22 protein-coding genes and 1 riboswitch are annotated in these 25,588 nt (G+C 71.7%); of the genes, 17 read left to right on the top strand and 5 right to left on the bottom strand.

The annotated features are described in order from the left end of the window. Position 1: 1 nt before the first annotated feature. Positions 2 to 793 carry an enoyl-CoA hydratase/isomerase family protein gene (locus MBA17_RS10670; RefSeq protein WP_238496167.1) on the top strand — a complete coding sequence of 264 codons (792 nt, stop codon included), beginning with the start codon at positions 2 to 4 and terminating at the stop codon, positions 791 to 793. On the opposite strand, the gene MBA17_RS10665 is transcribed toward MBA17_RS10670, so the two are convergent. Continuing rightward, positions 790 to 1,383: a class I SAM-dependent methyltransferase gene (locus tag MBA17_RS10665; protein WP_238496166.1), complete on the bottom strand. Its 594-nt coding sequence runs from the start codon at positions 1,381 to 1,383 to the stop codon at positions 790 to 792. The genes MBA17_RS10670 and MBA17_RS10665 overlap by 4 nt on opposite strands. 286 nt (positions 1,384 to 1,669) lie before the next feature. Between MBA17_RS10665 and clsA the strand changes: the two genes are divergently transcribed. From clsA to gcvP, 7 genes are all read left to right on the top strand, one after another. Continuing rightward, entirely contained in the window at positions 1,670 to 2,266 is a 597-nt protein-coding gene (clsA, locus tag MBA17_RS10660; RefSeq protein WP_238496165.1) for a cardiolipin synthase ClsA, read from the top strand. 3 nt (positions 2,267 to 2,269) lie between these two features. After that, positions 2,270 to 4,771 carry a sugar phosphate nucleotidyltransferase gene (locus tag MBA17_RS10655; RefSeq protein WP_238496164.1) on the top strand — a complete coding sequence of 834 codons (2,502 nt, stop codon included), beginning with the start codon at positions 2,270 to 2,272 and terminating at the stop codon, positions 4,769 to 4,771. 245 nt (positions 4,772 to 5,016) lie between these two features. Further along, a complete protein-coding gene (locus tag MBA17_RS10650) occupies positions 5,017 to 5,529 on the top strand; it encodes an FHA domain-containing protein (RefSeq protein ID WP_238496163.1) in 513 nt (170 codons plus the stop codon). Beyond that, on the top strand, positions 5,526 to 6,200 hold the full coding sequence (ftsR, locus tag MBA17_RS10645; protein ID WP_238496162.1) for a transcriptional regulator FtsR: 675 nt from the start codon (positions 5,526 to 5,528) through the stop codon (positions 6,198 to 6,200). Before MBA17_RS10650 ends, ftsR begins: the two co-directional genes overlap by 4 nt. 132 nt (positions 6,201 to 6,332) lie before the next feature. Beyond that, positions 6,333 to 6,803 (top strand): bifunctional nuclease family protein, encoded by a 471-nt coding sequence (locus MBA17_RS10640; protein WP_238496161.1) that lies wholly within the window; start codon positions 6,333 to 6,335, stop codon positions 6,801 to 6,803. Between the two features lie 154 nt (positions 6,804 to 6,957). Further along, a complete protein-coding gene (locus tag MBA17_RS10635; protein ID WP_455432734.1) occupies positions 6,958 to 7,578 on the top strand; it encodes a MerR family transcriptional regulator in 621 nt (206 codons plus the stop codon). A 47-nt stretch (positions 7,579 to 7,625) separates the two neighbouring features. Beyond that, positions 7,626 to 7,729, top strand: a riboswitch (glycine riboswitch). Positions 7,730 to 7,887: 158 nt separating this feature from the next. Then, a complete protein-coding gene (gene gcvP / locus MBA17_RS10630) occupies positions 7,888 to 10,755 on the top strand; it encodes an aminomethyl-transferring glycine dehydrogenase (RefSeq protein WP_238496160.1) in 2,868 nt (955 codons plus the stop codon). 64 nt (positions 10,756 to 10,819) lie between these two features. On the opposite strand, the gene MBA17_RS10625 is transcribed toward gcvP, so the two are convergent. Continuing rightward, on the bottom strand, positions 10,820 to 11,599 hold the full coding sequence (locus tag MBA17_RS10625; protein ID WP_238496159.1) for an MBL fold metallo-hydrolase: 780 nt from the start codon (positions 11,597 to 11,599) through the stop codon (positions 10,820 to 10,822). An 88-nt stretch (positions 11,600 to 11,687) separates the two neighbouring features. Here MBA17_RS10625 and MBA17_RS10620 point away from each other — a divergent pair, with 88 nt between their 5' ends. From MBA17_RS10620 to MBA17_RS10605, 4 genes are all read left to right on the top strand, one after another. Then, the gene (locus MBA17_RS10620; RefSeq protein ID WP_238496158.1) at positions 11,688 to 12,284 is read left to right on the top strand and encodes a CGNR zinc finger domain-containing protein; all 597 of its coding nucleotides are present in this window, start codon (positions 11,688 to 11,690) and stop codon (positions 12,282 to 12,284) included. Positions 12,285 to 12,459: 175 nt separating this feature from the next. After that, complete coding sequence (locus tag MBA17_RS10615; protein ID WP_238496157.1) at positions 12,460 to 14,643, top strand: hypothetical protein; 2,184 nt, start codon at positions 12,460 to 12,462, stop codon at positions 14,641 to 14,643. A gap of 25 nt (positions 14,644 to 14,668) precedes the next feature. Continuing rightward, a complete protein-coding gene (locus MBA17_RS10610; protein ID WP_238496156.1) occupies positions 14,669 to 15,793 on the top strand; it encodes a DUF58 domain-containing protein in 1,125 nt (374 codons plus the stop codon). Next, the gene (locus MBA17_RS10605) at positions 15,790 to 17,979 is read left to right on the top strand and encodes a transglutaminase TgpA family protein (RefSeq protein WP_238496155.1); all 2,190 of its coding nucleotides are present in this window, start codon (positions 15,790 to 15,792) and stop codon (positions 17,977 to 17,979) included. Before MBA17_RS10610 ends, MBA17_RS10605 begins: the two co-directional genes overlap by 4 nt. A gap of 10 nt (positions 17,980 to 17,989) precedes the next feature. Here MBA17_RS10605 and MBA17_RS10600 read toward each other — a convergent pair whose 3' ends face one another. The 3 genes from MBA17_RS10600 to MBA17_RS10590 are packed head-to-tail and all read right to left on the bottom strand — an operon-like array spanning position 17,990 to position 21,686. Next, positions 17,990 to 19,939: a serine/threonine-protein kinase gene (locus MBA17_RS10600; protein WP_238496154.1), complete on the bottom strand. Its 1,950-nt coding sequence runs from the start codon at positions 19,937 to 19,939 to the stop codon at positions 17,990 to 17,992. Further along, complete coding sequence (locus tag MBA17_RS10595) at positions 19,936 to 21,132, bottom strand: hypothetical protein (RefSeq protein ID WP_238496153.1); 1,197 nt, start codon at positions 21,130 to 21,132, stop codon at positions 19,936 to 19,938. Before MBA17_RS10595 ends, MBA17_RS10600 begins: the two co-directional genes overlap by 4 nt. Positions 21,133 to 21,143: 11 nt before the next feature. Next, positions 21,144 to 21,686: a hypothetical protein gene (locus MBA17_RS10590; RefSeq protein WP_238496152.1), complete on the bottom strand. Its 543-nt coding sequence runs from the start codon at positions 21,684 to 21,686 to the stop codon at positions 21,144 to 21,146. A gap of 252 nt (positions 21,687 to 21,938) precedes the next feature. Between MBA17_RS10590 and mycP the strand changes: the two genes are divergently transcribed. The 5 genes from mycP (at position 21,939) to MBA17_RS10565 (ending at position 25,566) form a co-directional block, all read left to right on the top strand. After that, positions 21,939 to 23,051, top strand: coding sequence for a type VII secretion-associated serine protease mycosin (mycP, locus tag MBA17_RS10585; protein WP_238496151.1), 1,113 nt, complete (start codon positions 21,939 to 21,941; stop codon positions 23,049 to 23,051). Between the two features lie 138 nt (positions 23,052 to 23,189). Next, positions 23,190 to 23,519, top strand: coding sequence for a WXG100 family type VII secretion target (locus MBA17_RS10580; protein ID WP_238496150.1), 330 nt, complete (start codon positions 23,190 to 23,192; stop codon positions 23,517 to 23,519). Between the two features lie 34 nt (positions 23,520 to 23,553). After that, complete coding sequence (locus MBA17_RS10575; protein ID WP_238496149.1) at positions 23,554 to 23,847, top strand: WXG100 family type VII secretion target; 294 nt, start codon at positions 23,554 to 23,556, stop codon at positions 23,845 to 23,847. Beyond that, positions 23,847 to 24,266 carry a hypothetical protein gene (locus MBA17_RS10570; RefSeq protein WP_238496148.1) on the top strand — a complete coding sequence of 140 codons (420 nt, stop codon included), beginning with the start codon at positions 23,847 to 23,849 and terminating at the stop codon, positions 24,264 to 24,266. The genes MBA17_RS10575 and MBA17_RS10570 overlap by 1 nt, the downstream gene beginning before the upstream one ends. 10 nt (positions 24,267 to 24,276) lie before the next feature. Then, complete coding sequence (locus tag MBA17_RS10565; RefSeq protein WP_238496147.1) at positions 24,277 to 25,566, top strand: WXG100 family type VII secretion target; 1,290 nt, start codon at positions 24,277 to 24,279, stop codon at positions 25,564 to 25,566. Positions 25,567 to 25,588: the final 22 nt, after the last annotated feature.

Genomic DNA, 25,588 nt, shown 5'->3' with positions numbered 1-25,588 from the left:
CATGGCGGATTACCGGGGCTACGAGCGTCTGAGGATCGACTGGGCGGCGGACGGTGTCCTGCGCGTCGTGATCAGCGAGCCGCGCAGGCTGAACGCGGTCGACATGACCGGCCACCGCGAGCTGGCCGAGATCTGGCGCGACGCCGACCGTGACGACGACGTCCGGGCCGTGTTGATCAGAGGCGAGGGCGCGGCGTTCTCCGCCGGCGGCGACCTGTCCATGATCGAGGAGATGACCCGCGACCACGCGACCCGGATGCGGGTGTTCGGCGAGGCCCGCGACATCGTCTACAACGTGCTCAACTGCTCGAAACCGGTCGTGTCCGCGATCCAGGGCCCGGCGGTGGGCGCGGGCCTCGCCGTCGCGCTGCTCGCCGACGTCTCGGTCGCCGGACGGACCGCGAGGATCATCGACGGCCACACCCGGCTCGGCGTCGCCGCCGGCGACCACGCCGCGATCATCTGGCCGCTGCTGTGCGGGCTCGCCAAGGCGAAGTACCACCTGCTGCTCTGCGAGCCCGTCAGCGGCGCGGAGGCCGAGCGGATGGGCCTGGTCAGCGTGTGCGTCGAGGACGACCAGGTGCACGACGAGGCCCTGCGGATCGCCACCCGCCTGGCCGCGGGCTCGGCGGAGGCCATCCGCCTGACGAAGTACGCGCTGAACAACTGGCTGCGCCTCGCCGGGCCCTCCTTCGACGCCTCGCTCGCCATGGAGTTCCTCGGCTTCACCGGTCCCGACGTCGCCGAGGGCGTCAGCGCGCTGCGCGAGAAACGCCCCCCGGACTTCGCCTAGGGCTGCCTCGGCCGGCGGGCGTTGTAGACGAACGCGGGAGGCAGGTTGCGCCACACGGTCCGGCCGGGAACGACCTCCTCGAAGGTCGTCCGCAGCAGATGGCGGAACCTGCGGGCGGTCGACAGCGGCACGGCGTGCGCGTAGGCGAACGTGGTGAACGCCCCCGAGGGCAGCAGCGACCGCGTGACGGCGCTCAGCAGCCGTCGCTGGAGGTCGCCGGGGAAGGCGGCCCACGGCAGGCCGCTGACGACGACGTCGGCGTGCGTCAGGCCACGCTCGGCCAGCAGTTCGGGCAGGGTCGCGGCGTCGGCCGAGACGATGTCCACCTTCGGGAATCTGCGGGCCAGCCGCTTCGCCATCGGCTCGTTGATCTCGATGGCCAGGTGGTGACCGCGACCGCCCAGCCGTTGCTGGATCGCCGCCGTGAACGGGCCGGTGCCCGGCCCCAGTTCCACGATCACCGGGTCGCCGGTCTCCGGCACCGGTGACGTCACGACCTCGGACAGCCGCCTCGAACTCGGGGCGACCGCTCCGATCACGGTGGGGGCGCGCATGAACTGCTCGATGAAAAGCGAAGCATCACGGGGCATACTTATGACGGTAGAACCTGTGGAACAGTGTTTGGTCCATCGCGCGGCCGATCTTTCGGCCACAAGGAGGAGATATCCTCCGGCCGGCCTGCGGGAGGGTTCCGGCTCCCGGACGATGTCCTCCCTCGCCAGGGGGCGCGAAGCCGGGGTCCAGGCGCCCGTGGTGGTCTTGGTTCTCGGCCTGGCCGACGCCGGGTTTCGCCCGGTGAGCCGATGATCCGTCGTCCCCTTTCGCACGGCGGGGCGGTGCGCGCGGGTTGCCGGAGGGAACAGTAGGGTCGGCAGCGTGAGCGTGAATCCCGCCGAGGACCGGATCTGGACGGTTCCCAACGCGCTGAGCCTGGCGCGGCTGCTCGGCGTGCCCGTCTTCCTGTGGCTCGTGCTCGGACCCAAGGCCGACGGCTGGGCGGTCGGGCTGCTCATGCTCGCCGGCTTCTCCGACTGGCTGGACGGCAAGATCGCTCGCGCCTGGAACCAGACGAGCAGGCTCGGCCGGATGCTCGACCCGCTGGCCGACCGGCTCTACATCCTGGCGACCCTCTTCGGGCTGGCCATGCGGGAGATCATCCCGTGGTGGCTGGCCCTGGCGATCCCGTTGCGCGACCTGTTGCTGGTGGTCATCGTGCCGCCGATCCTGCGCCGCCTCGGTTACGGCCCCGCCCTGCCCGTGCACTTCCTCGGCAAGGCCGCCACGGCCAACCTGCTCTACGCCTTCCCCCTGCTGTTCCTCGCCTCGGGCGACGCCTGGTACGCGGACCCGGCCCGTGTCCTCGGCTGGGCGCTCGCGATCTGGGGCACGGGCCTGTACTGGTGGGCCGGGGTGCTGTATGTGGTACAGGTGCGCCACCTCGTAAAAGGAGCAAGGACACCGACAAAGGGGTGATCCGTGAAGGCCGTAGTGATGGCTGGCGGGGAGGGGACCCGGCTTCGGCCGATGACCGCTAACCAGCCCAAACCTCTGCTCCCTGTGATCAATCGGCCGATCATGGAGCACGTGCTCCGCCTCCTGCGGCGGCACGGGCTCACCGAGACCGTGGTCACCGTCCAGTTCCTCGCGGCCCTGATCCGCAATTATTTCGGCGACGGCGACGAGCTCGGCATGAGCCTCTACTACGCCACGGAGGACATGCCGCTGGGCACCGCCGGCAGCGTCAAGAACGCCGCCGACAAGCTGCGCGACGACCGGTTCCTGGTCATCTCCGGCGACGCGCTCACCGACATCGACCTGACCGACATGATCCGCTTCCACCGCGACAACGGCGCGCTGGTGACCATCGGCCTCAAACGCGTGCCCAACCCACTGGAGTTCGGCATCGTCATCGTCGACGACCAGGGCCGGGTGCAACGCTTCCTGGAGAAGCCCACCTGGGGCCAGGTCTTCTCCGACACGGTGAACACCGGCATCTACGTCATGGAGCCCGAGGTCCTCGACGAGGTCGCGGCCGGCGAACCGGTCGACTGGTCCGCCGACGTCTTCCCCCGTCTGCTGGCCGCCGGCGCCCCGCTGTACGGCTACGTTGCCGAGGGCTACTGGGAGGACGTCGGCACCCACGAGAGCTACCTCAAGGCCCAGTCGGACGCGCTGTCCGGCCGTGTGCGGGTCGAGATCGACGCCTTCGAGCTCTCGCCCGGGGTATGGGTCGCGGAGGGCGCCTCCGTCGACGCGGACGCCGTCCTGAAGGGTCCCCTCTACATCGGCGACTACGCCAAGGTGGAGGCGGGCGCCGAGTTGCGGGAGTACTCCGTGCTCGGCAGCAACGTCGTCGTCCGCGAGGGCGCCTTCCTGCACCGGGCCGTGGTCCACGACAACGTCTACATCGGGCCGAGCGCCAACCTGCGCGGCTGTGTGATCGGCAAGAACACCGACGTGATGACCGGCGCCAGGATCGAGGAGAGCGCGGTCATCGGCGACGAGTGCATCATCGAGGCCGAGGCGTACGTGTCCTCCGGCGTCAAGATCTACCCGTTCAAGACCATCGAGGCCGGCGCCGTCGTCAACACCAGCGTGATCTGGGAGTCGCGCGGCCAGCGCAACCTCTTCGGCCCGCGGGGCGTCTGCGGCCTGGTCAACGTCGAGATCACCCCCGAGCTCTGCGTACGGCTGGCGAGCGCGTACGCCACCACCCTCAAGAAGGGCGCGTCGGTCGTCACCTCCCGCGACTCCTCACGCGCCGCCAGGGCGCTGAAACGCGCGGTGATCAGCGCGCTGAACGCGGGCGCGATCGACGTGCTCGACCTGGAGGCCGCGCCGTTGCCGGTGGCCCGGTTCCACACCTCCCGCACCGCCGCCGTGGGCGGCATCGCCCTGCGCACCACGGCGGGCGACCCGCAGAGCGTCGACATCGTCTTCATGGACTCCCGCGGGGCCGATCTGTCCCTGGGAGCCCAGCGGAAGCTGGAGCGGGTCTTCTCCCGGCAGGAGTTCCGCCGGGCCTTCCCCGGCGAGATCGCCGAGCTGAGCTTCCCCGCCAGGACCGTCGAGGACTACGCGCACGAGTTGCTGCGCTGCGTCGACATGACCGGCGTGCGCGGCACCGACATGAAGGTCGTCGTCGACTGCGCGGGCGGCACGTCCTCCCTGGTGCTGCCGAGCCTGCTCGGCAGGGTCGGGGTGGACGTGCTGACCGTGAACAGCCGCCTCGACGACTCCTCGCCCACGGAGACGCTCGCGGAGCGCCGCCGCGACCTGCAACGCCTCTCCGAGCTCGTCTCCTCCTCACGGGCGGCCTTCGGGGTGCGCTTCGACCCGGTGGGCGAACGGGTCGCCCTGGTCGACGAGAAGGGCCAGCTGATCAGCGAGGAGCGCGCCCTGCTGGTGGTGCTCGACCTGGTGGCGGCCGAGCGGGGCGGCGGGCGGGTGGCGCTGCCCGTCACCACGACCCGGGTCGCCGAGCAGGTCTGCCGCTTCCACGGCGTCCAGGTGGAGTGGACCGCCACCGCCGTCGACGCGCTGACCTCCGCCGCCACCGGCGAGGACATGGTCTTCGCGGCCGACGGGCGCGGCGGCTTCGTGGTGCCCGAGTTCGGCCCGACGGTCGACGGCGTGGCCGTCTTCATGCGGCTGCTCGGCCTGGTGGCCCGCACCCGGCTGTCGCTGAGCCGGATCGACGCGAGGATTCCCGAGGCCAAGCTGCTCAGACGCACGGTGCCCACTCCGTGGGCGGCCAAGGGGGCGGTCATGCGCTCGGTGATCGAGGCGGCCGAGGGCTACCGCATCGACACCACCGACGGCGTCCGCGTGGTCGACGACGACGGCGGCTGGGCGCTGGTGCTGCCCGACCCCAGCGACGCCGTCACCCACCTGTGGGCGGAGGCGCACGACATGGACTCCGCGCAGAGCCTGCTGGAGCGGTGGGCCAGAGTCGTCGAGCAGGCCGCCGGGACGTGACAAAAAGAATCTTGCCACGATTCGGGGCCGATCATGCCGAACGGCGCGGCGGCATGGACCTTGAGGCGTGCTCAACGGTAGCTTTGTCTACGTCCGAACCCGCCGTGCAGCCCCGCCTTGACCTTTGACTCTCAGCCGCGTATGTTGCGGCATTCGCAGTTCCTGGAACGTTGAGAAGCGAAGAGCGAGGCGCGCAGCCGTTACCACCGTAACCGCGTCTTCGCGGTAGGAGGCCGAGCCGATCGATGCCGAGCGTCTACTGCACGCAGTGCGGTCATGCCAATCCCGAGGATGCCCGTTTCTGCTCGCGATGTGGGTCGCCGTTGAGCCGGGTTGAATCACCGGGTGACACCACGTCGACGATCTCCATAGCCGGGATCGAGGCGTATGAGGCCGAGACAGGGGAGGCGCTCCTCGCAGAGCGGGCGGCGGTGGAGCAGCTACCGCCGGACACCGCGTTGCTGGTCGTGATGCGCGGCCCGAACGCGGGCAGCCGCTTTCTGCTGAACAACGACCTCACCACGGCGGGTCGCCACCCCGAAAGTGACATCTTCCTGGACGATGTGACGGTGTCACGCAGACATGCCGAGTTCTACAGGCGGGGTGGCGGCAGCTTCACCGCGCGAGACGTGGGCAGCCTCAACGGCACCTACGTCAACCGGGAGCGCATCGAGGAGGTGCCGCTCCACGGTGGCGACGAGGTGCAGATCGGGAAGTTCCGCCTGGTGTTCCTCACAAGGGGCGCTGGGGGGCCATGAGCGCGCAGGCCGCCCGCTCCCATATGAGCATCGGGGAGGTGCTCTCCCTGCTCCGGGGAGACTTCCCCGATGTCACGGTGTCCAAGATCCGCTTTCTTGAGGGTGAGGGGCTGATCGAGCCGCTGCGCAGCCCCTCCGGCTACCGCAAGTTCACCCACGCCGACGTCGAGCGGTTGCGCTACATCCTCACGGAGCAGCGCGACCGCTACCTCCCGCTGCGGGTCATAAAGGATCACCTGGAGGCCGCGGACAAGGACGACCCCGACCTCGCCCGGCCACGGGCGCTGCACCCCGAGCCCGAGGAGGTGCGGCTCAGCCGTGAGGAGCTCCTCTCGGAGAGCGGCATCGACGACGAGACGCTCACCGAGTTGGAGGACTTCGGCCTGCTCGCCGCCGTGGCCAGGCGCTACGACGCCGACGCGCTGGTGGTCGCCCGCAGTGTCGGCTCGCTGGCCGCCTACGGCCTGCACGCCAGGCACCTGCGGGCCGTCCGGGCCGCGGCCGAGCGCGAGGTGGGGCTGGTCGAGCAGGCGGTGGCCCCGCTGCTGCGCAGGCGCGCCCCCGGGGCGATCTCCTTCGCCGACGATTCCGCGAGTGAGATCTCGGGGCTACTGTTGGAGATCCACGCCGCGCTGGTCCGCGCGGGGGTACGTGGCGTACTGGGCCGTTGACCACCCATCGGGCCGTTCACACCTCAGCGAGTGTTACGTTGAATTGCGGTGTTGAGCGACCAGTGGTGATGGAGAGCGGGCCCGACGCGGTGCGGCCGAAGAAGGTTCGCCACAACGGATACGGAGCAGCCCGTGTTGCAGATGGAGGTCGTGGGCGTCCGGGTCGAGATGCCCACCAACCAGCCGATCGTCTTGCTCAAGGAGGCTGACGGGGAGCGGTATCTGCCGATCTGGATAGGCATGACCGAGGCGACGGCCATCGCCATGGCCCAGGCGGAGGAGCCTCCGCCCAGGCCGCTGACCCATGACCTGTTCAGGGACGTACTGGACGCGCTCGGCGTGCGGTTGCGCAATGTGAACATCGTGTCACTGCGTGATGGCATCTTCTTTGCCGACCTGGTGTTCTCCAACGGGGTCGAGGTGAGCGCCCGGCCGTCCGACTCCATCGCTCTCGCCCTGCGCACCGGGGCGCGCATCTTCGCCAGCGAAGAGGTCGTGCAGGAGGCCGGAGTGACGATCCCGGATGACCAGGAGGACGAGGTGGAGAAGTTCCGCGAGTTCCTCGACACCATCACCCCGGAAGACTTCGGCCGTGCCGGGTGAGATGGTTTGTAGTGCTTTTTGTTACGCTCGCGACGCGCCGGGCCGGATCGTTGACTGCGGATGACCACGGTCCTACGGTGCAAGTGAACCCTGCGGTTGTAATTCACGAACCCCCAGATCAGACCGCGGGATGAGAGAAAGCCGGAGGTCCGCAGTGGCGGTCAGCAGCGGCGAGGGAAAGACAGCCGGCCAGGACGACCCGGGGCCGCGTGAGGACGCGCGCCAGCGTGCCGGTGAGCAGGGGCTGCTCTTCGACGAGCAGCCGAGGACAGTGCCCGCCGACATCGGGTATCGGGGCCCGACCGCCTGCTCGGCGGCCGGGATAACCTATCGTCAGCTCGACTACTGGGCGCGCACCGGCCTGGTCGAGCCGGGAATAAGAGCCGCGCAGGGATCGGGCTCACAGCGGCTCTACAGCTTCAGAGACATCCTGGTGCTCAAGGTCGTCAAGCGGCTGCTCGACACCGGGGTCTCCCTTCAGCAGATCCGCACCGCCGTACAGCACCTCAGGGATCGCGGGGTCAACGACCTCGCGCAGATCACCCTGATGAGCGATGGGGTGAGCGTCTACGAGTGCACCTCGGCCGATGAGGTGATCGATCTGCTCCAAGGCGGTCAGGGCGTGTTCGGCATCGCGCTCGGCCGGGTGTGGCGCGAAGTCGAGGGATCGCTCGCGGAGCTGCCGGGGGAACGCGCGGAGGCCGATCCTGGCCTCCGTGACGAGCACCCGAGTGACGAGCTGGCGCGGCGGCGCAAAGCGCGCAAGACAGGGTAGAAGAAGTCAAGGCGGGCAGGACCGGGTAGGGTTGAGGGGAAGGCCGACGACCCTGTGCGGGAGAGTCCTCGACGCCGCCGCGGCGGCGAATCGGGGCGCCGAAGGAGCAACCTCCCCGGAATCTCTCAGGCATCCGTACCGCACGGACGAGGCGCCTCTGGAAAGCAGGTGTGCCCGCCAGGCGCATCTCACCGACGGTGCAAATCCCCAACGGCGGGGATGAAGCTCTCAGGTTGCCATGACAGAGGGGGAGATCCGGCATACGCCCGCGCCCAGCGCCGGTCTCCACAGCCTCGGGAGGCTTCTTCCATGACTGATCTGTCACCCCTCGGCGAGCTCGCCGCTCCGCCGTTCGCCACCCGCCACATCGGGCCCTCTCCGGCCGAGCAGGCGCGGATGCTGGAGGCCGTCGGCTTCGCGTCCGTGTCCGACCTGGTGGGCGTGGCCGTTCCGGAGGCGATCCGCGCCAAGGACCGGCTGAAACTGCCCCCGGCCGCGAGCGAGACGGAGGCGATCGCCGAGCTGCGCGCGCTGGCCGGCCGCAACCGGGTGCTGACCTCCATGATCGGGCTCGGCTACCACGACACGGTGACGCCCGCCGTGATCCGGCGCAACCTGCTGGAGAACCCCGGGTGGTACACGGCCTACACGCCCTACCAGCCCGAGATCTCCCAGGGCCGGCTTGAGGCGCTCCTCAACTTCCAGACGATGGTGGCGGACCTGACCGGGCTCGACGTGGCGGGCGCGTCCCTGCTCGACGAGGCCACGGCCGCCGCCGAGGCGATGACGCTCGCCCGCCGCGCCGGCCGTGTCAAGAGCCAGGTCTTCGTCGTCGACGCCGACGCGCTGCCGCAGACCAAGGCGGTGCTGCGCACCCGGGCCGAGCCGCTGGGCATCGAGCTGGTGGAGTCCGATCTGCGTGACCCGGACCTGACCGGGCTGCCGGAGTGCTTCGGCGTGCTCGTGCAGTATCCCGGCGCCAGCGGCAGGATCGCCGACTTCCGCGCCGTCGCCGAGCGGGCCCACGCTATGGGCGCCCAGGTGGTCGCCGCCGCCGACCTGCTCGCGCTCACCCTGCTCACCGCCCCGGCCGAACTGGGCGCCGACATCGCGGTCGGCTCCACGCAGCGGTTCGGCGTGCCGCTGGGCTTCGGCGGCCCGCACGCGGCGTTCATGGCGGTCCGCGAGGGCCTCCAGCGGCAGTTGCCGGGCCGCCTGGTGGGCGTCTCACAGGACGCCGACGGCCGCCCCGCGTACCGGCTCGCGCTGCAGACCCGTGAGCAGCACATCCGCCGGGAGAAGGCCACCAGCAACATCTGCACCGCGCAGGTGCTGCTGGCCGTGATTGCCGGCATGTACGGGGTCTACCACGGCCCCGAAGGGCTCACCCGGATCGCCAGGCGCGCCCACCGGCACGCGGTGCTCCTGGCCGAGGCCCTGAGCGCGGCCGGCGTCGAGGTGGTGCACCGGAGCTTCTTCGACACCGTCCTGCTGCGGGTGCCCGGCCGGGCGGGACAGGTCGTCCGCGCCGCCGCCGTACGGGGGGTCAACCTGCGTGAGGTGGACGCCGACCACGTGGGCGTCTCCTGCGACGAGACCACCACCGCCGGGCACATCGGCTCGGTGCTCGCCGCGTTCGACGTCGACGGGGTCGACGTGGCCGACCTCGACGTGGCGACCGGCGACACGCTGCCGCCCGCCCTCGCCCGCCGTACCCCCTTCCTGACGCACCCCGTGTTCCACGCGCACAGGTCGGAGACGGCCATGCTGCGCTACCTGCGCAGGCTCCAGGACAAGGACATCGCGCTCGACCGGTCGATGATCCCCCTCGGCTCCTGCACGATGAAGCTCAACGCCACCACCGAGATGGAGCCGATCACCTGGCCCGAGTTCGGCGGCATCCACCCCTACGCGCCGCAGAACCAGGTCGCCGGCTACCTCGACCTGATCAAGGACCTGGAGGGCTGGCTGGCCGAGGTGACCGGCTACGACGCGGTCTCGCTGCAGCCCAACGCGGGGTCGCAGGGCGAGTTCGCCGGGCTGCTGGCCATCCGCGCCTACCACCGGGCCGGGGGGCGGCCGGACCGGGAGGTGTGCCTCATCCCGTCGTCCGCGCACGGCACCAACGCCGCCAGCGCGGTCATGGCCGGGATGCGGGTCGTGGTGGTGGCCTGCGACGACAACGGCAACGTGGACCTCGCCGACCTCGACGCGAAGATCGGCAAGCACCGTGACGAGCTGGCCGCGATCATGGTGACGTATCCCTCGACGCACGGCGTGTACGAGGAGACCATCACCGAGGTCTGCGCCCGCGTGCACGAGGCCGGCGGTCAGGTCTACGTCGACGGGGCCAACCTCAACGCGCTGGTCGGGCTGGCCAAGCTGGGCGAGTTCGGCGCGGACGTCTCCCACCTGAACCTGCACAAGACCTTCTGCATCCCGCACGGTGGCGGCGGTCCGGGCGTGGGCCCCGTCGCGGTCCGCGCCCATCTGGCCGGCTACCTGCCCGGTCACCCGCTGCACGACGGCTCGGAGGTCGGGCCGGTCTCCGCCGCGCCGTACGGCTCGGCCGGGATCCTGCCGATCTCCTGGGCGTACATCAGGATGATGGGCGGCGACGGGCTCACGGCGGCCACCGAGCAGGCGATCCTGTCGGCCAACTACCTGGCCCGCAGGCTCGCCCCGCACTACCCCGTGCTCTACACCGGCCGCGGTGGCCTGGTCGCCCACGAGTGCATCATCGACCTGCGGCAGCTCACCAAGGAGACCGGGGTTACCGTCGACGATGTCGCCAAGCGGCTCATCGACTACGGCTTCCACGCCCCGACCATGTCGTTCCCCGTCGCGGGCACGCTCATGATCGAGCCCACCGAGAGCGAGGACCTCGCCGAGCTCGACCGTTTCTGTGACGCCATGATCGCGATCAGGCGGGAGATCTCGCGGGTGGCGACCGGCGACTACGACCGCACCGACAACCCGCTGCGCAACGCTCCCCACACCGCCGACGCGCTGGTCGCCGACGTCTGGCCGCACCCGTACGGCCGGACCGAGGCGGCCTACCCGGTGCCGGACCTCCGCGAGGGCAAGTACTTCTCCCCGGTCCGCCGCATCGACCAGGCCTACGGCGACCGGAACCTCGTGTGCTCCTGCCCGCCGATCTCTGCCTACGAGGACTAGCGGCTGCCACGGCGCGTCAGCCTGTTCGGACGGCCCGGCCGGGGTATCGGCCGGGCCCGCCCGTTCAGCCCAGCCGGCCCAGGTCCAAGCGGTCGATCAGCCCGGCGTCGGTGAAAGCGGCTACCAGTTCGGCACGGCCCTCGGTGAAGTGGGACCAGCTGTCGTAGTGGACGGGAACCACCCGGCGGGCGTCGAGGATCGTGACGGCCTCGGCGGCCTGGGCGCTGTCGAGGACGATGGGCGCGCCGTCGAAGATGACGGGGACGCGGGGAGCCCCGGCGAAGAGGATGGCGGTGTCCACCGGGCCGAAGCGCTCGGCGATCTGCTTGACCAGATCGAGCGAGGCGTTGTCCCCGCTGACGTAGACCGTGGGCAGGTCCTCCCCGGTCAGGACGAATCCGACGACCTGGCCGGTGATCGGTTCGACCTCCTCGCGTGCGCCGGGCCCGTGGATGGCGGGCACGCCCGTCACGGTGATCGTGCCGCCGCCGGGGCGGTCCAGCTCGATCGGCTCCCAGTCGGCCAGTCCCTTGGCCCCGCTCCCAAGGCGCTGCCCGCCCCCGGGGGTGGTGAGGGTGAGCGGGACGTCGGCGAGCAGGGCCCGGCCGGAGTTGTCGAGGTTGTCGGGGTGCTCGTCGTGGGAGAGCAGGACCACGTCTATGCGGCCGAGGCCGGCCGGTGCGGCGGAGGAGGGCTCCGTCTTGGTCAGGAGGCCGCCCGGCACCTGGTAGTCGCCGGGAGCGTCGAAGGTCGGGTCGGTCAGGAACCTCAGACCGCCGTATTCGAAGAGGGCGGTCGGGCCGCCTAATACGCGGACGGGGAACTGCTCATCGGCAGAAGTCATGACGAATTCCTCACGGATGAAGGCTTGTCTATCCGTGAGTGACAGTAGTTGTTCCTCACGGATGAACGCAAGTCGTACCATGAGAGCCATGAGGGAAACCCCGACCGCCGAGTCCGCGTTGCCGCCCGCGCCGGGGGCGGAGCAGTACCTCGCCCTCGACTTCGTCAACAGCGCCATCGCTCAGCCCGGCGGGCAGTTCATCGACCTGCTCGGCACCCCGGCCACCGCCAACCAGTGGCTGGTCGGACGCGGCCTCTTCCCCGGCGACGCTCTCGCCGTGCAGGAGATGTGCGCCGCACGGCTCCGGTCGCTACGCGAACAGATCAGAGCACTGCTCGCCTGCCAGGTCGGCGGGCACCCCGCGTCGCCTGGGGCCCTCGCCGCCGTCAACGCCGCGCTCACCCTCGCCCCCGCCGCCTCCCTGCTGCACTGGGACCCCACTCGCGGCCTGTACCGCGAGGCCTCCTGCCCCACCGACCAGTTCCTCGACCACGCCCTCGCGGTCCTCGCCGCCGACGCCGCCGACCTGCTCACCGGCCCCGACGCCGAACGTCTCACCGCCTGCGACTCCACCCCCTGCAACCGCTACCTGCTGCGCCACGGCCGCCGCCACTGGTGCTCCACCCGCTGCGGCGACCGCGCCCGCGCCGCCCGGGCCTACGCCCGACGGTCGAAGGCGGACTGACGAAGCCTGCCCGAAGGGACCCTGCCGGTCGACGCTTCGGCGCGGATCTCGGAGTTCTTGACGTTTCCACCTTTGATGAAGTCAGCGTTGGGGCGAAAAGGTGCTGGATAGGGTGATTCGCGCGAGCGGCGAATACGCCGTGGGGAAGGCTCTGACGCTGCAAGGTGAGTGACGCGTGGCCGTACGCTGGCGAGGTCTTCGGGGGAAGGCCGTGGTCGGGAAGCTCACGGGCAACCGGCTGACCGTGGTGATCGCGATCGGGTTGGTGACCCTGCTGACCGGCTCGGTCCTGCTGTTCGGAGTGGGCGTGTCCAGCGCGCGGCCGGAGCTGGCCAACATCGGGGCCTGGCTGGCCAGCGCGATCAACGGCGAGGTCTCGCACGCCAACGGCCTGTCCGGGCAGGTGGACGCCCGGGTCAAGCTCGCCTCGGCCAAGGCAGGCAAGCTGAAGGTTGTCGAGGACGGTTCCAGCGTGCTGGTCGTGGACGAGGAGACCGGGGCGGTCAGCCGGATCGACCCGACCCAGCTCAACGTCGCCCAGACGGGCAACCTCGGGGCCTCGGGCATGCAACTGGTGGCCGGCGGCGGCAAGACGTACGCCGTGGACCCGCGCAAGGGGACCGTCCAGCAGATCGACCCGCTGAACCTCAACACGCTCGGCAGCCCGGTCGCCCTCAAGCCGCCCCTCGGCCAGGCGGGGCTCGACAAGCACGGCACGCTCTGGGTGCCGGTCCCCGCCGAGGGGAAGGTCGCGCAGGTCAAGGGCGCGCAGCAGGGGACGGCCGTCGATGCGGGCGAGCCGGGTGACCCGCTGTCCCTCACCATGGCGCAGGGCGTGCCGGTGGTCACCAACTCCGCGTCCGCGACCGCGATGGTGATCGGCCCGACCGCCACCCGGCTGAAGGTGAGTCTGCCCTCCACCGTGACCGAGGCCGGGCGCGGCGGCGTGCTCGCGCCCGCGCACACCGAGGGCCCGATCGTGCCGATCCTGGCTCCCCGGCAGGGCGCCCTGGTCCTCGTCGACACCGCCGGCGGCTCGCTCGACACCGTGTCCGTCAGGGGCGGCAAGCTCGGCGCGCCCCAGGCCCTCGGCCGCCGGGTCTACATCCCCGACGAGGGCAGCGGCACGCTCATCGTCTACGACGCCGCCGCCGGGCGGTTCGACCCCGAGGTGTCCGTCACCGGCAAGGCCGGCGACCTGGAGGTCTTCGTCAAGGACGGCCTGCTCTGGGTGAACGACCAGGGCAGCGAGACGGCCCTGGTGGTGCAGCAGGACGGCAGCACCCACCGGGTCGGCAAGTACGGCAGGCCGACGCCCGGCCCCAACACCGCCACGATCACCCCGATCCCCATCCCGACCAGCGTGCCCAGCAGGCAGCCGGTGACGCCCCCGAGGCCCACCGGGAAGGCCGGGAACACGCCGGGCCCCACGGCGACCGTCACCGTGACGCCCACGCCCACCGTGACCGCCTCCCCGAGCCCGACTCCGACCGGGACGCGCACGTCGTCGCCGCGGCCCACGCCGACACCCACCCCGACGCCCACGCCGCCCAGCGCGCCGAGCACGGTCACGGCGCACTCCGGTCCCGGCTGGATCGAGGTGACGTTCAGCCCGTCGGGGACCGGCACCCCGACCGGCTACACGCTGAAGGGCGCGTCGGGCGACGTCAGCCCGTCGAAGGTGAGCCCCGACGGTCCCTTCCAGTTCAAGGTCACCGGTGGCGACTGCGCCCAGGAGTACTCCTTCCGGGTGGCCGCCGAGTACGACGGCGGCGAGGCGGTCTCCGAGCCGAGCATCCCGGTACGGCCGTGCGTCGCGCCCGGCAAGCCGTCCGGCTTCGAGGCCAAGGCCAAGAACCACGGCGCCGACCTGACCTGGTCGGCCCCCGAGAACGCCAAGGACGGTGCCACCTACGTCCTCTCCGGCCCCGGCGACCACCCGGCGAACCCTGAGGGGACGAACGCCGAGGTCACCGGGTTGAAGAACGGCCAGGAGTACACCTGGACCATCAAGGCGAGGAACAACGCCGGGGAGAGCCAGGAACAGGCCGAGGCCAGGGCCAACCTCCAGCCGCCGCCCGCCCAGTTCCAGAACGCCAACAACGACGATCGGAACACCTTGATCAGGCCCGGCCCGTCGGCCGACGGCGAGGCCGGAACGATCCTCAAGGGCCAGTACATCACCCTGACGGTGCTCTGCCAGGTGAAGGGCGCGCACTACACCGACACGGACACCAACCAGAGCAGCGACGTCTGGAACAAGGTCGAGTCCGGCAACGGCAACGGCTATCTCAACGACGTGCTCATGGCCACTCCGAAGGGGGGCTTCCCCGCCGCTCCGCTGTGGGAGTGTGAGTGATCGTCAGGCCGCCTCAGGGATGCGAATGATCACCAAGACCGGTTGGGGGACCCTCGCCGCCGCCGCGCTGCTCTACGGCGCGGGGGGCCCGCTCGGCTTCCGGTTCGCCGCCGTGCTGGCCGCCGGTGCCGCCGCCGCCGTCGCGGCGAGCCTGCTGTGGACGCTGGGCCGCCCGCGGCTGGCCGTACGAAGGGAGATCACTCCGGTCAAGGTGACCAGGGGAGAGGCGGCCATCGCCATGCTGAACGTGCGGAACCTGGGCCGGATGGCGCGCGGCGGGCTGCGGGCCGAGGACGCCTGCCTGGGCACGCCGCTGGCGGTCGAGGTCCCCCGGCTCCCCAGGGGCGCCACCCGGACCGTGTCGTACCGGCTGCCGACCCGGCGGCGCGGCGAGATCGCCGTGGGCCCGCTCCGTCTGAGCAGGGGCGACCCGTTCGGCCTGGCCAGGCGCACCACACAGTACGGCGGCGCCGACACGCTCCTGGTACGGCCGCGCACCGTCCCGCTCGACCTGCTCTCCGCGGGCCGCAGCCGCCACCTGGAGGGCGTGTCCACCGGGGCGGCGCCGAGCGGCACGGTCGCGTTCCACACGCTGCGCGAATACGTGATCGGCGATGACATGCGGCACGTCCACTGGCGGTCGAGCGCGCGCACCGGGGTGCTGATGGTCAAGCAGCTCGTCGACATCAGCCTGCCGCACACCACCGTGGCCTTCGACACCCGCCCGGGAGCCTACGAGGGCGACGACGACTTCGAACTCGCCGTCGACGCCGCGGCCTCCGCCGCCTGTTCGGCCGCCCGCCGGCACTACCCGGTCCATCTGCTGACCGGCGCGGGGACACTGCTGACGACGAAGGGCTCCCCCGCCGAGGCGGAGGAGGTGCTCGACCGGCTGGCCCTGGTGGAACGGGAACCGGACGCCAGGCCACCGCTGGACATCGTACGGCGAGCCCCGGCCGGCGGGTCCCTCGTCCTGGTCAGCGGGGCCCGGGACGCGCTCGCCCAGGCCGCCTCGCTGCGCCGCCGCTTCGACCGGGTGGTCTGCGTCTGGGTCCAGGCCGCCGAGGACGGTCCCCGCCTGGCCATCGCCGACGTCTCCGTCGTCGAGATCGCCGATCTGGACGACCTGCGAGCGGGGTGGCCGAGGTGACCACTGGTGCCGGGGGTACGGGAGGCGCCGGTCCGGGCGTGCGGCGGGTTCTCGCCGTTCTCGTGGTGGTGGCCCTCGCGGGCGTCGCGGGGCTAGCGTTCGACGGGGTCTTCCTGCTCGGCGACCTGGTTCCCGTCGTGGCGGTCGCGGCGGCGGTGCCGGCCGCGGTGTCGGCCGTGCTGTACGGCAGGCTGCCGCTCTGGTGCTCGCTCGTCGTCAGCCTGCTGAGCTGGACGCTCGTCGTCTCCGCGACGCTGTTCCGCGCCCAGGCCACGGCCGGGTTCCTGCCCGGCCCCGGGACCCTGAGCGGCGCCGTCCTCGGCGTGCGCGACGCCTGGAAGGCGCTCCTCACCACGATCCTGCCCGCCGCCCCCGCCCCCGGGACGATCGTCCTGGTGCACGCCCTGGTCTGGCTGGCCGCGCTGGCCGGCGCGGAGACGGTGCTGCGCACCGGGACCAGGGTGTTGCCGGTCGTGCCCGCCGCCCTGGTGTTCCTGGTGGCGTCGGTGCTGGGTGTCGCGGGGGTGGGCTCCGGGTTCCCGTGGGCGTCGGCCCTCGTCGTGGGGGCTCTGCTCCTCGCGCTGGTGCGCGCCGCGGGGTCGGCGCGGACGGCCGTCGCCGGCGTGGTCGCGTTGCTCGTGCTCGGACCGGCGGCGGGCGTCGCGGGTGCGATGATCCCGGTCGCGGCCGAGCCGTACGACGTGCGCAGGCACGTGACGCCGCCACCGGCGCGGCCGCTCCAGGGGGTCAGCCCGCTCGACTACGTCTCCTCGTGGCTGCAGAACCCGCAGCGGCCGATGTTCACGGCGCGGTCCGGCACCGACGCCAACTGGCGGCTGGCCGTGCTCGACCGGTTCGACGGGGCCGCGTGGTCGTCCACCGGCGGGTTCCTGCCCTCGCAGGGGCGGGTGCCGCCGTCCGCGAGCGAGGGCGACCGCGAGGAGGTGGAACAACGGGTGACGATGGCGGGCCTGCCGGGGGTCTGGCTGCCCGCCGCGGACCGGCCCCGGTCGGTGAGCGGCGCCGCTGTGACGGTCGACCCGGTGACCGGCGTGCTGACCAGCCCGACGCCGGTGCGGGAGGGGATGACGTACACCGTGACCTCGGCCGTGCGGGAGTTCTCCACGGCGGAGTTGCGCGACGCCGTCCCGACGCGGAACCCGACGGCGCTCGAACTGCCCGCCGCGCCGGGCGGGCGCACCGCGCCGCAGGTGGCGAAGTTCAGGAGGCTCGCTCAGGACGCCACGAAGGGGGCCCGCCGTCCGATGCGGCAGGCCGTACTGCTCGCGGAGTATCTGCGGCGCCGGGCGGTCTACGACGTGAACTCGCCCCCCGGCCACAGTTACGGCAACCTCGACTTCTTCCTGCGGCAGGAGCGGCGCGGGACCACCGAGCAGTTCGCCGCCGCGTTCGCGGTGCTCGCGCGGACCCTCGGGCTGCCCAGCAGGGTCGTCGTCGGATTCCAGCCGGGAACGGTCGCGGACGGCGAGCGGCGGGTGCTCTCGGGTGACGTGCTGGCCTGGGCGGAGGTCGAGTTCACCGGGCTGGGGTGGGTGCCGTTCTACCCGACGCCCCCGCGCGGCGACTCGGCGGGCGACGGGGAGACCGCCGAGGGGATCAGCGAGCGGCGTCAGCAGATCGAACGGCAGATCGGCTCCGAGAGCGCCGAATCCGAGCCGACGCCCCGTCCTTCGCCGTCCAAGAAGCCCACCCCGCGCGGTGACCCGCGGGAACGGGACGCCGAGCCGCCGTGGCCGCTGATCGCCGGCGCCTCCGGGGGCGGGCTCGTCGCCGTCTACCTGCTCGCCGTCCTGGTCGTGCCGGTGTGGAGGCGGTGGCGACGACGGCGAGCCGGTACGCCGGAGGCGCGGATCGAAGGGGCGTGGCGGCAGACCACCGGCCGGCTGCGCGCGGTGGGCGTCCCGGCCTCCTCGTCGCTCACGGCCGAGGAGGTCGCGGCCATCGGCGCGTCGGCGTTGCGGGATCCCGCCGCGGGCGCGCATCTCCGGCCGCTGGCCGGGCTGGTGAACCTGACCTGGTTCGCGGACGGCGGCGGCCACCCGGACTGGGCCGCCGCCGACACCGCCTGGGAGCACAGCGCGGCCGTGGACCTCATGGTCAGACGCGAGGTCACCCTGCCGCGCCGGATCCGCCGCCGTCTCGGCCCCGGCTCACTCTCCCGCTGAGCCCGCCGACTCAGGGGGAGGTGAAGACGGTCACCGGAGCGGTGGCCGGCGGCGAGGCCGGAGGCAGGACGATGGGCGGCTGAACGTCCTCGGGGGTGTCGCCGGTGTCGCCGGTCTCCGTTCCGCCGCGAATGCAGAGGGCGGGGGACCAGGCCACGGTGGACGGCCGGCCGAGGGCCACCACCACGCCCGCCTTGAAGCAGTACGCGGTGGCCGGGTCGAGGCCGCCGACGGTGAAGGTGCTGGTGGAGGCGTCCATGGTGGTGAGCGCGGGGGCGCCGGGGGAGCGCTGGAGCACCATGGGGTAGTCGCTCCTGCGGGCCAGCCGCCACGACAGGGTCACCGTCGCGCCGTTGTCCGTCACGAGCTTCAGGGCGCGCGGACGGGCGGCGGCGAGGGTCGCGGGATCGACGCGCTTCTTCGAAGGACGGGCCGAGGGCGGAGCCGATGGCTCCGTGGAGACGACGGCGTCCGGTGCGGTGGGGCCGGGGGTAGCGGGGGCCTCGGTGCCGGGCTCGCCGGCGGCAGGCGTGAGCTTCACGGGGCCGCCGCGCACGATCGCCGTGATCACTCCGCCGATGCCGATGACGACGGCGAACGCCAGCACCGCCGCGACGACCGGCTTCGCCGACGACTTCGCCGCCTCGGCCGGGCCCGTGCTCCCCGCCATGGTCGCCTTGCCCGATGTGCTCGCGATCCCCGGGGGCCGGGGCCTGCCGGCGGTGAACGGGGGCGCGGACTGACGGCTCGCGGCGACGGGCGGTGATGCCGGGGCGACGAGCGGGGGAGCGGTCTGGTGGTTCGGGGTGGTGAAAGGGGAAGCCTGGGGAGTGGCCTGGTGGTTCGGGGTGGCGGGCGGTGATGCCGGGGCGATGAGCGGGGGAGTGGCCTGGTGGTTCGGGGTGACGGGCGGTGATGCCGGGGCGGGAAGCGGTGGTGTGCCGGACTCGGGGCGGGGCAGGGCCGGGGCGACCGGCCAGACCAGCCGGTCCGGCGAGCGGGGCGCTTCGCGGGTCAGCTCGCCGGGATCAAGCGGCGGCTCGATGGTCCACACCAGGATGCCGTCGTCGGGGCCCCCGCCGTCCGGCGAGCCCTGGGCGGGGCTGGGCGGGGGAGCGGGCCGGGTTCCCGCGACGATCAGATCGGCCAGGAGTTCCGCGAGGGCGAGCGCGGTGGGCGGACGCTCGGCCGGGTCCTTCGCCATGGCCTGGCGGATCGTGTGCAGGACCGGGGCCGGCACGTCGGGCCGGGCGATGCCCGGCGGGTCCTCGGTGAGCACGCGCAGCACGAACTGAGCCATCGCCGTGCGGCCGTCGACGTGGAACGCCGGCCGGCCGGCGAGCAGCTCGTACAGGGTCGAGCCCAGCGAGTAGACGTCGGAGGCGGGCGTGTGCGGTTGCCCGTTGAGGACCTCGGGGGCGAGGTGCGCGGGGCTGCGGACGGGCTCGGCGGGCGACTCGCCCAGGTCGGCCAGGCGCGCGACGCAGAAGTCCGCCAGGGCGGGCTCGCCGCTCGCGGACAGCAGCACGTTGCCGGGCTTGACGTCTCCGTGCACGATCCCGGCCTCGTGGGCCGCCGCCAGCGCGCCGGCGACGGCCATCCCGGTGCCGAGCACCTCCCGCAGGGGCAGCGGCCCGATGCGGCCGAGCCGGTCGGCGAGCGTGCCGCCCTCGTAGAACTCCGAGACGATGTACGGCCGGCCGGACCGGGTCACTCCGGCGGCGAGCACCGCGACCACGTTCTGGTGGGCGGAGAGCCGGGCGGGCAGCAGGCACTCGCGGGCGAACCGTTTCAGCCCCCGCCTGCGCGTCTGCTCCACGGACAGCACCTTGACCGCCACGATCCGGCCGGGATCGCGCTCGGGATGCGCCCGGTAAACCGTGCCGATGCCGCCCTGCCCGATCGGCTCGAGCAAGGTGTATCCGGAGACCTTCTCGGTCTCCGTGGCCGAGGCGGTCAATCGAGCACTGCCGGCGAGCCGGCGTCATCGGTGCCCCAGATGTCGTCGTCCTCCAGCAGGGAACTGATGCGGTTCTGGGTCTGCTCCTGGCCCGGCTGCCCGCCGCCCATCATCGGCGGCATCATGCCGAACGGTCCCCCGGCGGCCCCCGCGCCCCGGCCCCCGGCGACGACGCCGCCGTTCGCCGGCCCGCCGGCCTGGGCGCTGACCGGTGCAGGACCCCCGGGGCCGGTCCCGGTCGACGGTCCCAGACCGGTGGTGGTTCCGTTGGTTCCGTTGGTTCCGTTGGTTCCGTTGGGGCCGAAGTTGGGATTGGTCAGGGCGGTCTCGGGCACTCCGGAGAGCTGGGTCTGCCGGCCGTACTCGGGGACCTGTTGCCGGGTCGCCGCGTTGAGGTCGGGATTCTGCGTGGTCGGCACCTGCGGCCCGGGAAGGTCGGGGGAGGACGGATCGCCGGGATCCCGCGGGCCGTTCAGGTCAGGGGTGTTCGGCCCGGCCGGGCCGGGCGTCTGCCATGGCGGGACGGTGCCGCCGGGCTCCTGCGGCCCGGTCAGGTCGCCGAGGCCGCCGTCCAGCGGGGTGGAGCCGTAAGGGTCGGGGACGCCGCCGAGTCCGGGAGAGGATCCGAGGCCGCCGAGCCCGTTCAGGCCGCCGAGGCCGGACCGGTCGGTCGCCCCCGGATCGTCGCCGGGCGTCACGGCCGGGAGGTCCTGCCGCAGGAACAGGGGAGTCGGGTCGTAGACGTCGCCCACCAGGCGCCGGTTGAGCTCCTGGAGGTGGACCCGGGCCACCTCGTCGCCCCGCTCGGGCAGGTGCTGCACGAAGAACGGCAGCAGGGTCTCGCCGCACCAGCGCAGGCGGGGGGCGATCTGCTCGGACGTCCACTTGACGTTCGCCAGGGTCTCCTGGAGCTTCTGGACGTCGTCGAGTGCCTTACGGGCCGCCTCGCCGCCCCAGTTCTCGGCGATGACCTCCGCCTGCCTGCGCAGCGTCTCGACTGACTGCACGCAGCGGGTGCGGATGTCCTCGTACCCCTGCCCGGCGGCGATGACGCCGCCCGTGTTGATCGTCGACGCGTCGTGGCCCAGCACCTTCCGGACCTCGTCGTGTGTCTGGTAGGGATGCTCGATCTCGGGTCGTTTCACGCCCGACCTGAGGGGGTGGCTCTGCTCGCCGCCCGCGTCGCCGACCATCTCGTCCTCCGTCAGGTGTGCTGGGCGATGTCCGCGGCGCTCTTCTCGTCGTGCGCCCTGCTGTTGTCGGCACAGGCACGGAGGGCCTGGACGATCGCTTCGTACTGGATGAGCGCCTCGGAGAGGACCGAGGCGGTGGTTGACTGGCACTGCGCGACCATCGGCTGCATCTCGTGAGCGGTCGGCCAGCTGCCGAAGTCGCCGTCCTGCGGGGCCAGGCGTTCCTGCAGTATCCGTTGCAGGGCCCCGTCGCCGTCGCCCTTGAACTGGTCGAGGTCGCGCTGGAGCTCGTCGGTGATCGCCTTGAACGCCTCGGGATTGATGAAGGTCTCCTCCCGCACCAGGGAGGGGTCGACCCGCATCGCGTTGAGCCAGTCGTCGTGCGTCTTGACCGAAGGTGGCGCGGGTGGGGCGTGCATGGTGTTCAGCGTGTTGTGGTAGTCCTCCCAGAACTCCCGCTTCGCCGCCTCCGGGTCCTGAGCCGAGTCGCCCGCGAGCAGGCCCACGAGTGCCGCCCCGCCGAGGACGGCGCCGATGACAAGTGGCGCGACCATCGAATCCCCCTTGACGCCATACGTCAGAATGCATTCGCCGTAGATGTTATTACAGATATCCCACGTTGATGTCAGCATATACGGCAAGTGAGGAAATGTTAGGAGAGGCCGCCTATGACGGTCTATAGCAGTTTATTCGGCTGCGCGACTTATATTTCACGATTTCTGGAAATGTTCGGTCGGCGGGAAAATTTACGGCCGCGCCGGGGAAACACGGTCGCCGTCTGTGCCGCTGTCATGGTGGTCTCGGGGATGCCGGCGGCGCCGGCCGCGTCGGCCGCGTCCCGAGTGGCTCCGGCCTGCACGCCGGAGCCCGGGGTTCGCGACGTCGAAGGCATCCCGTGGCCGCAGGAGCGGCTGAAGTTCAGGCAGGCGTGGAAGCTCACCCGGGGTGAGGGGGTGGTCGTCGCGGTGGTCGACAGCGGGGTGGACGCCTCCCATCCGCAGCTCGCGGGCAGGGTGACGGACACCGTGGACCTCACGGGGACGGGCGCGCGCGACTGCGTCGGGCACGGTACGGCCGTTGCGGGGATCATCGCGGCCCGCGACCTGACCGCGCGCGGCGTGCCGTTTCTCGGCGTGGCGCCGGACGTCCGGATCGTGGCCGTCAAGCAGACGGACCAGCGGGACGGGAGGGTGTCCAGGCTCGCCGAAGGGATCAGGCGGGCGGCCGACCTCGGCGCGGACGTCGTGAACGTGTCGGTGCAGGCGTCCGACCAGGCCGACCTCAAGGCCGCCGTCACCTACGCCCAGGGGAAGGACGTCGTGATCGTCGCGGCGGCGGGCAACGTCGAGAAGGAGGGTGGTGGGAGCACCACACCGGCCTATCCGGCGAACTACCCCGGCGTCATCGCGGTCGGGTCGGCCTCCCGTGACAGCTCCCGCTCGGAGTTCTCCAACGGCGCGACCACGGTCTCGGTCACCGCTCCCGGCGCGGAGATCACGAGCATCTGGACGGGTGGCGGCTACCGGACCGGTCTGGAGGGCACGAGCTTCGCCACGCCGTACGTCGCGGGGGTGGCGGCGCTGGTCAGGGCGCGTCACCCCGGGCTGGACCTGTGGCAGGTGAAGCGGCGGATCGAGGCCACGGCCGACGGCGGGGGCGCGGCGGGGACCGGGGCGGGCATGGTGAACCCGGCGCAGGCGGTGAGCGCGGCGCTGCCCGACGGTGTGCGGCGCTCCTTCAGAGCCCAGCCGGTCATCGTGGCCAAGCGGGTTCCGCCGGACGAGCGGATGCTGTCGATCGCGATCGGGGTCGCGGCGGTCGCGGTCGCGGTGAGTGCGCTGGTGATCTTCGTGGCGGTGACGGTCCCACGCGGCAGGCGCAGGCGCTGGCGCCCTGGCGTTTCAGGATTTATTGAATAGTTTCATGTCAAGAGACGAAGTAAATGTTCAGAATCCTTGTAAGTAGTTGATGGGGTGTTATTTCTACCCCTAGTCTCTCTTTTCATAGTGGGGGAGTTCTTGTCCGGGCCTCCACGGGGGAACTCGCGGAGGTGAGTGGTGCAGCAACAGCAGTACGACGATGGAAGCCAGCTTCTGGCGGCCACGCGTGCGTCGGACGCACACGCGTTCATCGTGCAGATCCAGACGCGGCTGCGGGAACTCAACGGGAGCGTCGGCACTGTCTGGACGGGTACGGCCGCGACCGCGTTCAGCCAGGTCGTCAACGAGTGGGACCCGCAGTTCACCGCGGTGATCAGGTCGCTGGAGAGGATCGCGACGACGCTCAAGGACAGCGACATCTCCTACCAGAATTCCCAGACATCCGCCGAGGAGCTCACCCAGCAGCTCAAGGCCGCATTGGGTGGCGACCCGGCAGCGGTCGTCTAAGTCACAGCCGGTCTCGACGGAGAGGAAGAGAACGATGCCGAACCCGGGGGAGCGGATCTCCGCCCACTTCGATGGTATGAACAGCCTGGCCGAGGAGCTGAACAGCGCCTACACCCAGTTCATGGGTGAGCTTGAGGACATGGAGAACGACCTCAAGGTGCTGGAGACCTGGCAGGGGGCGGCCGGAGACGTGTACCGCGAGGAGAAGCTGAAGTGGGACCAGGCGCAGTTGCAGGTCTCGGCGACCTTCCAGCGGCTCGCGCCGACCATGCAGAACGCCAATGACATCCTGCAGGAAGCCGAGAGGCAGAACGTCGCCCGGTGGTGATGGACCCGCTCGACCTGATCTCCCCTGATCCCGGCCCCGAACTCTCCATGGGCATGGACGAGCTGCTGCTGGGGCGGGACTGGGAGTGGTACCGGATCGATCCCTCGACGGCGGGCGATCGGATCGTGTGCAAGCCCGACACCTTGCGAACACTCGCGGGCCGGATGTCGCAGGACGTGTTGGCTCCCCTGGAGGCGGCGCTGGGGGCGCTGCCCGCGTTTCCCGCCGGCGCAGCGGGAAACTGGGACGTCGCGGCGGGCTACGAGGCGGCGCTGCTGCGCGGCGACGACGCGACGCGGCAGACGCTCCAGTTGGTGATCCAACAGGTCCAACAGGTGATCGACAACGTCAACGGCACGGCGGACGCCTTCGAGAACGGCGATCTCCAGGCTGTCGCGAGCACCCCGAAATCAAGCTGAGGAGTGTGTGGTGGGCGAGCCGCCACCGATCAGGCAGGGCTCGCTCCCACACGTCCCCGGCGAGGCGTACGGCGGGCGCGACCAGATCAGAGGACTGGTCCAGTCGGCCGACCCGCCGCGGTTCGAGGCGGTCGCGGCCGGCTACGAGGCCACCGCCGAGGTGCTGTACAGGGCGTTCATGGACCTCAGCTCGTACGCGACGAAGCTGGTCGCGGAGGACACCTGGGGCGGGGAGTCGGCCAGGGAGGCGCTGGGCCGCATGGAGCGGATCCAGCGCTACGTCGAGAGCCTGCACGACGCCGTCGGGGTCATCCCCGCCGCGATCCGCCCGGCCGCCCAGGCGCTGGCGAGCACCAAGGCGTCCTTCGAGGGCGCCACCGAGCCGGAGTACATCGACGGAGACTACGGCTCCGGCCAGGTTCTGGTGGGGCCGAACGGCGACCAGAAGGCCCAGAAGATCATGGGCGAGCTCAACGGCAGCCTCGGCCGGGCACACGACGCGCTGCCGCCGACGTTGCCGTGGGACTCCGCACTCGCCGCGGCCGGCCCGCCGGCGGTTCAGCCTCCGCCCGGGGGCGACGCCCAGCCGCGTCCGCCGGGCGGCACCACCGGCCACGCCGTACAGTCGGCCGTCCACACCACGCCGTCGCCGGGCCCGCACTCCTCGAACATCCCCGGCGGTCTCGCCGCCACCGGCTCCCCGTCTCAGGGACCCGACCCAGGTGGCACAGGCGCCCAGGGCCCGGCCTTTCCACCGGTCGGCGGGGAGGCCGGGCAGGACGGCCCCGCGGGGAAGGACGACGGAAAGACCGGCCTCGCCGGGACGCAGCCGCCTCCCGGCCAGGCCCCGCAGACCAAGGTTCCCGAACCGGTGCCCGACCGGCCCGCCACGCCGCCTGCTGACACCGTGCGCCCCCCGGACACCCGCACGCCGGTCCCCGAGACCAGAACGCCGGTCCCCGAGACCCGCAACGCGAACACGTCGCCCAAGCCGGAGAGCGGCCCGTACGGCCCGCAGACGAACACCACGGAGCCCGGCGCCCGCCAGGAACCACGGGTGAACCCCGCGCCGCACGGGACCGCGGACGTCCGCCCCGGCACGGTCCCCGTGGTCGGCGGCGGCCCGGCCGGCGGCGCGGCGGGTGCGGGCCACGGCGGCGGCTTCCCGTTCCTGCCGATGGGCGGGGCGGGCGGCGCGCAGGGCGGCGAGACCCAGCACACCACGGGCCCGGCTCTCCCCCCGGACGACGAGGACTTCTGGGGCCGGAGACGCGACACCAGCCCGCCCGTCATCTCCTGACCGCCGCGACCAGCGATCCCGC

This window comes from Dolomitihabitans soli, assembly GCF_022213955.1.
GTDB classification, from domain to species: Bacteria; Actinomycetota; Actinomycetes; order Streptosporangiales; family Streptosporangiaceae; genus Streptosporangium_A; species Streptosporangium_A soli.
Note: the sequence above shows the minus strand (reverse complement) of the source record. Positions and strands in the feature narration are given on the sequence as shown.

What these genes read in the sequence shown, in the direction of transcription:
- ftsR (WP_238496162.1), top strand. Translation starts at nt 5,526, where the DNA reads ATGAGCGCGCAGGCCGCCCGCTCCCATATGAGCATCGGGGAGGTGCTC.
- MBA17_RS10610 (WP_238496156.1), top strand. Translation starts at nt 14,669, where the DNA reads ATGATCACCAAGACCGGTTGGGGGACCCTCGCCGCCGCCGCGCTGCTC.
- MBA17_RS10620 (WP_238496158.1), top strand. Translation starts at nt 11,688, where the DNA reads ATGAGGGAAACCCCGACCGCCGAGTCCGCGTTGCCGCCCGCGCCGGGG.
- MBA17_RS10625 (WP_238496159.1), bottom strand. Translation starts at nt 11,599, where the DNA reads ATGACTTCTGCCGATGAGCAGTTCCCCGTCCGCGTATTAGGCGGCCCG.
- MBA17_RS10595 (WP_238496153.1), bottom strand. Translation starts at nt 21,132, where the DNA reads ATGGTCGGCGACGCGGGCGGCGAGCAGAGCCACCCCCTCAGGTCGGGC.
- MBA17_RS10570 (WP_238496148.1), top strand. Translation starts at nt 23,847, where the DNA reads ATGGACCCGCTCGACCTGATCTCCCCTGATCCCGGCCCCGAACTCTCC.
- MBA17_RS10670 (WP_238496167.1), top strand. Translation starts at nt 2, where the DNA reads ATGGCGGATTACCGGGGCTACGAGCGTCTGAGGATCGACTGGGCGGCG.
- MBA17_RS10575 (WP_238496149.1), top strand. Translation starts at nt 23,554, where the DNA reads ATGCCGAACCCGGGGGAGCGGATCTCCGCCCACTTCGATGGTATGAAC.
- MBA17_RS10665 (WP_238496166.1), bottom strand. Translation starts at nt 1,383, where the DNA reads ATGCCCCGTGATGCTTCGCTTTTCATCGAGCAGTTCATGCGCGCCCCC.
- MBA17_RS10590 (WP_238496152.1), bottom strand. Translation starts at nt 21,686, where the DNA reads ATGGTCGCGCCACTTGTCATCGGCGCCGTCCTCGGCGGGGCGGCACTC.
- MBA17_RS10650 (WP_238496163.1), top strand. Translation starts at nt 5,017, where the DNA reads ATGCCGAGCGTCTACTGCACGCAGTGCGGTCATGCCAATCCCGAGGAT.
- gcvP (WP_238496160.1), top strand. Translation starts at nt 7,888, where the DNA reads ATGACTGATCTGTCACCCCTCGGCGAGCTCGCCGCTCCGCCGTTCGCC.
- mycP (WP_238496151.1), top strand. Translation starts at nt 21,939, where the DNA reads ATGCCGGCGGCGCCGGCCGCGTCGGCCGCGTCCCGAGTGGCTCCGGCC.